Raw genomic sequence first — 2,605 nt, 5'->3', positions numbered from 1 at the left:
GTGCTCGCGTTCCCTGTTTGGGGAATATGACAGCGCCCTGAAGATGCAGCAGGCGAAATTGGCAGTTACTGCCGCAACCAAACTGGCGGCCCTTTCTCCGGATGACGCGACCCGTTCAATGATCGAGGTCATGGCAGCCAACGGAGCATTGACGCCCAAACAGGGAGAGGAAAAGAGCCGCGCCAGCAAAGAGCAGGCCGAGGAAGCCTATCGCCTGGCGAAAGGCGCGATTCAACACGACAAGACAAACTTCGCCGCTTATGACGTCGAAGGGCGCGCCGCCATGTTGCTCGGCAACGGTGGCGAGGCGCGCGAGATCTTTGCCATGATGGAGCGCAACGCACCTGCCGGATCTGCCGCAGCGATGCGGGCACATCGGCTGGCAAGCAATCCTGACCGGGCAATCAACCCGACGATGCCGTCGTTTAGCGCGACCACACTGTCGGGCGAGAAACTTACGTCGGATGAGCTCGCGGGTAAGACTGTCCTGCTCGACTTCTGGGCGACGTGGTGCCCGGCCTGCGTGGAAGATACCGATTATCTGAAGATGCTGGCTAACCGCTACAAAGACCACGGTCTTGCGGTCGTAAGTGTGAGCGTCGACTCGAGCGAGATGAAGTGGAAGAACTACATCGAAGAGAATCGCATGCGCTGGCCGCAGGTGCTGGACAACGACAAGCACATGCGCGAGCTCTTCAATATCGGTGCATTTCCGACCTACGTCCTGGTGGACGAGAATACGAACATCTGTGAACGCATCGTAGGTTCGCGCGAGGACTTGCAGGCAAAACTGCTGAAGATTCTGCCTCCGGCATCAACACCGGCTAAATAGAAACGACAGATACGAAAAAGCCCCGCGGGGAGCGGGGCTTTCTTGTGGGTTGCAACCGTGCAGATCTGGGAAACGATCCAGGTTAGGCTTCTGCAGCGACCGGTTCGGCCTTCTCGACGATCGCCGGGCTGCCCTTGGCATCCTGGCCGCCGGGCTTGCGGATGTCGATGCCGCCTTTGAAGAAGGCGCCGTCCTCGATGCTGATGCGGGCGGCGATCACATCGCCGGTCAGCGAACCTTCGCTGCGGATCTCCACGCGATCACTGGCCTGACAATTGCCCCGCACCTTACCCAGCACGACGATTTCGCGCGCGCTGATGTTTGCGGCTACCTGACCGTTACGGCCAATCGTTACACGGTTCCCCGGCAGATTGATGGCACCTTCCACCTTGCCGTCGATGAACAAGCTCTCCGAGCCGGAGACTTCACCCTTGACGACGAGGGATTTGCCGATCGTAGCCTGCTCGCCGGTATTGGGGGCAGCAGGAGAAGAAGAAGAAGCAGGTGTCCGCGCCGCTGCCGGTTCATAGCCGGTCGCTGGCGTGGTCGGACGAATTGGTTCGGGGGTTGAGGTGGGCACGTTGCCGGGCTGGTTCGGTTTCCACATGGTGAATCCTGTTTCCTTTCGTTCGTACGCGTGTTTGACTGCGGCTCGCGTCCGCTGCCCTTATAGGGTTGATATTACTCCGTGGTTAATCCCCTAGTCGCCAAGTTTGCGGAAAAGTAGGGACGGTTTCCACAGGGGACCTATCTTGCTACCAGCGAAGATACGGAGAAAAAAGGACTTCACTCCCAGAAGGACGACCTTGTATTTTGCGGGTGAAACCCGGCACCATTAAGCCATGCTGACCCTGGATGAGTTGCTCAAGGAGGCTGAGGTCGCGCACGGGCATCTTTGTGCCGGGCAGATTCTCGGTGTGCGTATGGCAATGCTGGCCTGTGCCCGTCTGGGTATCGACGAGCCACGCGGCAAAGACCGCAAGCGACTGGTGACCTGGGTCGAGATCGACCGTTGCGCTACCGATGCGATCGGTGTCGTCACCGGCTGCCGGCTGGGCAAGCGAGCCCTCAAGCCAGTGGACTACGGCAAGATGGCCGCAACCTTTGCCGATCTCTCCCTGCCCCTCGGCGATGATCGCTACAAAGCGATTCGCGTCTGCGCCCTGGAGAGCAGCAAGCAGCGGGCAAAGGAGCTCTATCCTGACGTCGAGCCGAAGAATGCACAGCAGATGCTGGCCTATCGCGAGATGCCGGAAGCGGAATTGTTCAGCGAAGAGTGGGTCTCGGTATACCTGCCGCCAAAGGAGTTTCCCGGATACAAGGGGGAGCGCGTCGCCTGCGCACAATGCGGGGAAGGCATCAATTATGACCGCTTCGTGGTTGGCGAAGGTGAGGGCGAGATATTATGCCGCGCCTGCGCTTCTCCGAAAGAACGGTATTATCAGCCGCTCTAGTTGCTGGTTTGCTAGTTCCTGGTTGCTAGTTGCCCTACTTTGTTTTGTCATCCTGAGCGTAGCGAAGGACCTGCTTGTTTCTTGATTCTTCGCCGAAGGCGAAGAATGAACATCGCGCTACGCGCGATAGAGCGTTCGTCGCCCAAGGAAGAATGCTGGAGAAGCAGATTTCTCCGCTTCGCTACGAAATGACAAAAAGAGTGGACACCCCGCTGACAAACAAAGCAGGTCCTTCGCTTCCTGCCCCAGCGTACAAAAGTTCGCCGGGGACCCCGTTCGCTCAGGATGACAGCGTAAAAACTGCGGATCGACCTAATTC

3 protein-coding genes are annotated in these 2,605 nt (G+C 58.5%); 2 read left to right on the top strand and 1 reads right to left on the bottom strand.

Annotated features, from left to right (window positions below; translation table 11 throughout):
• Window positions 1-832: redoxin family protein (locus AB4043_RS22065; RefSeq protein ID WP_442308103.1), on the top strand; the 832-nt coding region annotated here is incomplete at its 5' end.
• 82 nt (window positions 833-914) lie between these two features.
• Here the strand turns inward: AB4043_RS22065 and AB4043_RS22060 are convergent.
• The gene (locus tag AB4043_RS22060; protein ID WP_442301519.1) at window positions 915-1,439 is read right to left on the bottom strand and encodes a bactofilin family protein; all 525 of its coding nucleotides are present in this window, start codon (window positions 1,437-1,439) and stop codon (window positions 915-917) included.
• 235 nt (window positions 1,440-1,674) lie between these two features.
• On the opposite strand from AB4043_RS22060, the gene AB4043_RS22055 reads away from it, so the two are divergent.
• On the top strand, window positions 1,675-2,286 hold the full coding sequence (locus tag AB4043_RS22055) for an FmdE family protein (RefSeq protein WP_442301518.1): 612 nt from the start codon (window positions 1,675-1,677) through the stop codon (window positions 2,284-2,286).
• Window positions 2,287-2,605 lie beyond the last annotated feature (319 nt).

The organism is Terriglobus sp. YAF25 (assembly GCF_052113305.1).
In the GTDB taxonomy this organism is placed as follows: Bacteria; Acidobacteriota; Terriglobia; order Terriglobales; family Acidobacteriaceae; genus Terriglobus.
Note: the sequence above shows the minus strand (reverse complement) of the source record. Positions and strands in the feature narration are given on the sequence as shown.